We start from the raw sequence: 6,044 nt of genomic DNA, 5'->3' as shown, positions 1-6,044 counted from the left end.
TATTCAAGAGTTACTCAGCGCACAATGGCGATCACTAGTACTGCGTGCAAACTTGCGTTTGAATTTCTTGCATTGGTGCGGCTTGCTGTGGTTTCGCATGTACACGCAAGTGAGAACTACGAAAAAAGACGTACCTTTGTAAGGGTGAGTACCACACGTTGGTGGATTTTGGTAAATTCTTGAAAAATCTCCGCTACTAAAGTCCTGCTCATAAAAATCTCTGCTGCTCATGTTTATTTACTAGGCTTTGCTTTAGAAAATATCTGTATCTCTAGCGTGGGTAAACTATACTATAATTGGGTACTAACACTACACTGTTGTAGTGGTCTTACGAGCACTTAAACGAGTACTACCAGAAAAGACGTACCTTTGTAAGGGTGAGTACCACACGTTGGTGGATTTTGGTAAATTCTTAAAAGATATGCTTCTTTAGCCGTTGCCCCAGCCCTTCCTAGAACAACATTTGCCCGGCCTTAGCGTGTACTATGTGAAAATGCTCAGTTGATATCGTAATTGTAGCAGATCCAGCGTACGTAAACGGACACCATGCTTGAATTAAGGGAGCTGCCAGCACCTGATCCGCGAGCATGCATAATTTGAATGGAGGACATATACCTAACCCATTTTCGAAGGGGAGGGTATGCATCTCAGTATTCAAGAGTTACTCAGCGCACAATGGCGATCACTAGTACTGCGTGCTGCAAACTTGCGTTTGAATTTCTTGCATTGGTGCGGCTTGCTGTGGTTTCGTATGTACACGCAAGTGCGAACTATGCGAAAAGACATACCCTGAAAATAGAAGAGGACTTTAAGTTGATAGAGGGCATCCAATGCTCTACTTGGTCTTGCCAGAACGTGTTTTTGGCATATATCGTTCATCGTGTTTAGCAAGTAGTTCTTCCGCAACGAACGTTTTGTCCTTTAATGTTCCTTTCACAACAGCACCTACGCCCTCCCTGAATAGTGGAGGGAGAATCCCAGAATATACCACCCGTAGGCTTGTTTTTAGGTCTGTTATCTCAAAAGCTACTGTTTCTGCATCGCGTACAACACTTCCTGTAACTACTATACCACCAACACGTATCGGAGCTCCTGTAGCTCTTTTAGGACCTGATAATAGTTCACTTGTGGTATAGAAAAAAGACATGTTCTTGCTCAACTCGAAGAACACTAAGGAAAAAATACACCCTATTGCTAAAAACAGCACTACAACGAATAGCGTACGCCTATGTTTTCTCTTCATTTTTCGTTACTTCGTCCAATATATGCTTACTTTTTCTGTAATCCCAAATAACAAAACCGGAGAAAACTGTAAGGATTCCAAACCCTAGAAGGTAAGTTATGTATACCGTATACATATTTGCTGTACTCACTCATTCAATAAAGCAAGAGTATCGTAACTTGTTGTATCTGGGGCAATAGGAGTTATCACAATATTTCCTTCCCTCAGAAGTTCACTGCATTTTTTACCATATTTTGGCAGTGGCAACTCATCGTTTACATCTATATTGTAGAAAGCACATTCAGGTTCACGTTCATCTCTTGGTAATTCTTTAACCGAACCGGGACAATACTGGCCTTGCTCTAGGTATTTTACACCTACGATTTCTGAATATGGCACGTTTATACTAATGGCGGACTTTTTGTCCCACTTTCCACCATTCATAAGTTCATTTATTAATCCCACCAGAACTTTTTCTGAATTCTTCCAGTTTATGTCTGCTCCGTGATATTCCTGACTTACCGCAATTGATGGTATGCCTGCCGCCGCAGTGGCAACCGCAACCGCAATAGTGCCTGAATATATAATTTTGCTACTAACGTTTGAGCCGTAATTTATACCAGATATAACAAGATCCGGAGCCGCTTTTGCAGCTGTCTTCATGATGTGCAGGCCCAAAAGTCCACTATCAACTGGGGTACCTCCCACAGCAAATTCTCGCTCACTTATTCTCTTCACTTTAACAGGAGAACCGGCACTGATAGATCTACTCATCCCGCTGCAGTTTTGTAACGGCGCAGAAACCCAAACTTCCGCGAAAGCCTTATGCGCAATATCCTTTAGCACCTTCATTCCTGGTGCAAAAAAACCATCATCATTGGTTAACAAAACCCGCACTACCACACCTCATTAGCAATCTGTAGAACCAAGTGCCCGTCAGTCTAGCATGAATCAATAGTAGCATCACTACCTTTTTGCTTGCATACTTGCAAGGCAACACCGCATGCAAGAACTTACTAGTTCTTGGCAAAGGCACCAGGTGTAAGCTAACTTTACATGAGCTGCCTTCGAAAGTAGAGCTAAGACCCGTTTTCCCCCTTCCATGGAGACATTGAGGAAAAAGTCCTAAAATCCTGCTGTAGATTTACGGGCTGATAAGTGACCTTCCCTTTTTCTATATCATATCTGACTTCTGTATACCCACTTAGTGGAAAGTCCTTCAACATTGGGTGACCAGTAAATTCATAATCCGTAAGGATTCTTCTTAAGTCTGGATGGGATTGGAACTTTATACCATACATATCAAACACTTCGCGTTCAAACCAACCCGCAGAGGCAAATACACCAGTTGCCGACGGAACAACGGAATTACCTTCATCCAAGTCTACCTTGCAGCACACACGCACATTGTACGTTAAGCTCAGTAGCATGTATATGACCTGAAATCTTTGCTTTTTGTTTGGATAGTCAACGGCAAAGACATCGGTAAGAATTTTTGCTTTGATTCCTGGATTATCTCTCATCGTCAACAAAGCATTGGTGATGTTCTCCGACTCTATGTTACACTCCAATACTCCGTCTTCTCTAATCGACACCGCGCATCCTAGCAACTTCTCTAAGACGTCCTTTTTTTCGGCTGCTATTTGCGATAAACAGTCCATTGCTCCATTCATTATGCACTACCTTTCGCGCAAGATTTTCTGTTGTAGACATAGCAATCCGTATAAGAGCGCCTCGGCTGTAGGGGGACATCCCGGTACGTAGATATCCACGGGTACTATCCTATCGCACCCTCTAACAACAGAATAGGAGTAGTGATAATAGCCACCACCGTTTGCGCAGCTTCCCATAGAAACCACATATTTAGGATCACCCATCTGGTCATAAACACGACGAAGTGCAGGAGCCATCTTATTTGTTAGCGTCCCAGCAACTATCATGACATCAGCTTGTCGGGGGCTGGCCCTGAACATTATACCGTACCTATCTAGATCATACCTACTAGCAGCGGTATGCATCATCTCTACGGCACAGCATGCAAGCCCAAAGGTCATAGGCCATAGGGAGCTACTTTTAGACCATTTCGACACATGAGAAATTAGGTCAGAAAACTTCGTAACTACAAATCCCTTTTCCTTGTAAGTGGCAACCAGCTCGCTACTAAGTATGTGATCTCCATTGTCTATCATTCCCATTCTAGAGCACCACTCTTCCATTCATACAAGAATCCCACTGTCAACACAAACATAAAGGCCATCATAGACCAGTATCCCATGGCACCTACTTCTCTTAGGGTTACTGCCCAGGGTAGCAAGAATGCGACCTCAATATCAAAAATAACGAACAGAATTCCAACTACACAAAACTTTACATCAAACACAGATCCAGGTTCTACTCGCTGATCAAACCCGCACTCATAAGGTAAAACCTTTTCCCAGGTATCTTTTCTTCTGGCGAGGAACATTGGTAAAATTGCAAAGGCAGACGATATTATGACAGCAAGTGAGCAAAATAACAGAATTGAAGAATACTCTTCCATAAACTACACCGCCTACAGTCTAGTGAAGATTCTTACAAATTTACCGTTATGTGTCAATTTTAACAAATTGCGCACCAGATCCAGTATAGTCTAGGCGTGCTATAATAAGGAATTCTTACCTGTATGTATCGTTGTTGATTCAAGGGGGCAGTGTAGCCATAAAAGGCGAATGATAAACACATAGGAGATGCTCTTAAAGGTATTCTTTAAGGTACTCGGCCGTTATGCTATCGGGGTAGTTTTTTACGATTTCTCTAGGAGAACCGAAACCCATAACCCTTCCACCAAATTTTCCGCCTTCAGGTCCTATATCTATTATATAGTCCGCGGTTTTTATAACGTGCATATTATGCTCAACCACAATTACCGTATTGCCTAATGATGACAGACTGTGTAATACCTCAAGCAGATTTTGTATGTCAGAAATGTGCAGACCTGTAGTAGGTTCATCCAGAATGTATAATGTATTTCCCGTAGATCGTTTGGATAACTCTCTGGACAATTTAATTCTTTGAGATTCGCCGCCAGATAAAGTCGCGGAGTGCTGTCCTATCTTTACGTATCCCATCCCCACCATTTTTAAAGATTTTAATTTTTCTACTATGAGTGGTGCAGATTTGAAAAAAAGCAGTGCTTGATCCACGTTCATTTCCAGTATATCCGCTATGGATTTTCCCTTATACGTGACTTCCAACGTCTCCTTGTTATATCTTTTGCCGTTACACTCCTCACACTTTACGTATATATCTGGCAGAAAGTGCATTTCTATTTTTACACTACCATCCCCCTTGCATGCTTCACATCTACCGCCAGGAGTGTTGAAAGAAAACCTACTTTCTGTGTATTTTCGTGATTTTGCCAGAGGCATAGAAGCAAACCATGCTCTGATAAACGTGAAAAGTCCAATGTAAGTAGCTGGAGTGGAGGTAGAAGTCCTGCCTATGGGAGATTGATCTATTTGTATAACCTTATCTATGTGCTCCAAACCGGAAATAGAATCGCATTCGCTTAATGTATGAAAATTGCCGTGAATTTTGTGCATCGCTGTAGGGTACAATATTTCCCTGACAAGAGTTGATTTTCCGCTACCTGATACTCCGGTTATGCAAGTAAACCCGCCTATAGGGATTTGTACGTCAACATCCTTTAGATTATTTTTCCGTGCACCATTGATCTTAATCCAATGAGTAAAATGCTTGTCTTCTGTTACAGGAATACAGATCTGCGTATCGCCATTTAGATACTTACCAGTTATGCTATCAGGGTTGAGAGCAATATCCTCCAGCGATCCCTGCGCAACTACCCTTCCACCATTTGGGCCAGCCTCAGGCCCGATGTCCAATATGTAATCAGCGGCCTCAATGGTATCTAGATCGTGTTCTATCACCACAACCGTATTAAGTAGGTCACGTAGTTTTTTAAGTGAGTCTATGAGGAGCTTATTGTCCCGCTGGTGAAGACCTATCGATGGCTCATCCAATACGTAAATGAGACCAGATAGTCCGGAACCAATAAGTGATGCTAGACGTATCCTTTGAGCTTCTCCCCCAGATAGGGAAGAAAAATCACGATCCAGTGATAAATAACCGAGTCCCACATTCACTATCAACTTTAGACGCTTTACTATCTCCTGTATTATTTCAGAAGATATAGAAATCTCAGATTCTGTTAGGTCTCTCTCCAACTCATTGAACCATTCAATGAGTTCCACAACCGACATCGTGCAAAGTTCCCCTATGTGTTTATTGCGGATTTTCACGGACAATCCTTTCTGATTCAGCCTATAACCGCTACATTTGCCGCACTTGCCAAACAGTGAATACTTTTCTATGCCGTATTTACTTTCATTGAGATATGCAATAACACCCTTAAAGCCTGAGATCTTGCCATGCTCTCCCCAAAGAATAATGTTCTGAACTTTTTCCTCTAATAGATCCCAAGGCAATGTAAGATCAATGTTGTATTTTTGTGATACGGAGAGAATTTCGCATTTACACTTCTCGAGAACGATGTGTCTGTAAGGTGCCAACTTTCCCGTGCTCAGAGGACCCAGAGGATCTATTGCACCGTCTAATATGGATATCTTCTTGTCCGGTATTATTAAGTCAACGCCTATGGTATGTACTTTGCCGAGACCGGAACACTCCTCACAAGAGCTTTCTCTAATGTTTGAAGAGAAAAGCTTCGGAGTCAAATCCCCGAATGAGAAGCCAGAAAGTGGACAGGAAAAATGTTCAGCAAAGGTAAGGACTTGCTGCGGATAATACTCTTTACCCTCATAGC

Annotated in this window: 7 protein-coding genes; 1 reads left to right on the top strand and 6 read right to left on the bottom strand. The window is 42.2% G+C overall.

All coding sequences use genetic code 11. From position 1 onward, the window contains the following. The coding region (locus R4I06_RS04155) for a hypothetical protein (protein ID WP_334414315.1) at positions 1-183 on the top strand (183 nt) is incomplete at its 5' end. A gap of 652 nt (positions 184-835) precedes the next feature. Here R4I06_RS04155 and ccmE read toward each other — a convergent pair. From ccmE to uvrA, 6 genes are all read right to left on the bottom strand, one after another. Beyond that, positions 836-1,243: a cytochrome c maturation protein CcmE gene (ccmE, locus tag R4I06_RS04150; RefSeq protein WP_334414314.1), complete on the bottom strand. Its 408-nt coding sequence runs from the start codon at positions 1,241-1,243 to the stop codon at positions 836-838. Positions 1,244-1,369: 126 nt separating this feature from the next. Beyond that, positions 1,370-2,119 carry a 5'/3'-nucleotidase SurE gene (gene surE / locus R4I06_RS04145; RefSeq protein ID WP_334414312.1) on the bottom strand — a complete coding sequence of 250 codons (750 nt, stop codon included), beginning with the start codon at positions 2,117-2,119 and terminating at the stop codon, positions 1,370-1,372. A 182-nt stretch (positions 2,120-2,301) separates the two neighbouring features. Further along, the gene (locus R4I06_RS04140; RefSeq protein WP_334414311.1) at positions 2,302-2,883 is read right to left on the bottom strand and encodes a complex I 30 kDa subunit family protein; all 582 of its coding nucleotides are present in this window, start codon (positions 2,881-2,883) and stop codon (positions 2,302-2,304) included. An 18-nt stretch (positions 2,884-2,901) separates the two neighbouring features. Then, positions 2,902-3,411, bottom strand: a complete 510-nt coding sequence (locus R4I06_RS04135) for a NuoB/complex I 20 kDa subunit family protein (protein ID WP_334414316.1) — start codon at positions 3,409-3,411, stop codon at positions 2,902-2,904. Then, positions 3,408-3,761 carry an NADH-quinone oxidoreductase subunit A gene (locus R4I06_RS04130; RefSeq protein WP_334414310.1) on the bottom strand — a complete coding sequence of 118 codons (354 nt, stop codon included), beginning with the start codon at positions 3,759-3,761 and terminating at the stop codon, positions 3,408-3,410. Before R4I06_RS04130 ends, R4I06_RS04135 begins: the two co-directional genes overlap by 4 nt. Before the next feature lie 193 nt (positions 3,762-3,954). Beyond that, positions 3,955-6,044: excinuclease ABC subunit UvrA (gene uvrA / locus R4I06_RS04125; RefSeq protein ID WP_334414309.1), on the bottom strand; the 2,090-nt coding region annotated here is incomplete at its 5' end.

The organism is Anaplasma bovis (assembly GCF_036903315.1).
GTDB classification, from domain to species: domain Bacteria; phylum Pseudomonadota; class Alphaproteobacteria; order Rickettsiales; family Anaplasmataceae; genus Anaplasma; species Anaplasma bovis.
Note: the sequence above shows the minus strand (reverse complement) of the source record. Positions and strands in the feature narration are given on the sequence as shown.

Excerpts from the sequence above, each read along its gene's own strand:
- ccmE (WP_334414314.1), bottom strand. The coding sequence starts at position 1,243 with ATGAAGAGAAAACATAGGCGTACGCTATTCGTTGTAGTGCTGTTTTTA.
- R4I06_RS04140 (WP_334414311.1), bottom strand. The coding sequence starts at position 2,883 with ATGGACTGTTTATCGCAAATAGCAGCCGAAAAAAAGGACGTCTTAGAG.
- R4I06_RS04135 (WP_334414316.1), bottom strand. The coding sequence starts at position 3,411 with ATGATAGACAATGGAGATCACATACTTAGTAGCGAGCTGGTTGCCACT.
- R4I06_RS04130 (WP_334414310.1), bottom strand. The coding sequence starts at position 3,761 with ATGGAAGAGTATTCTTCAATTCTGTTATTTTGCTCACTTGCTGTCATA.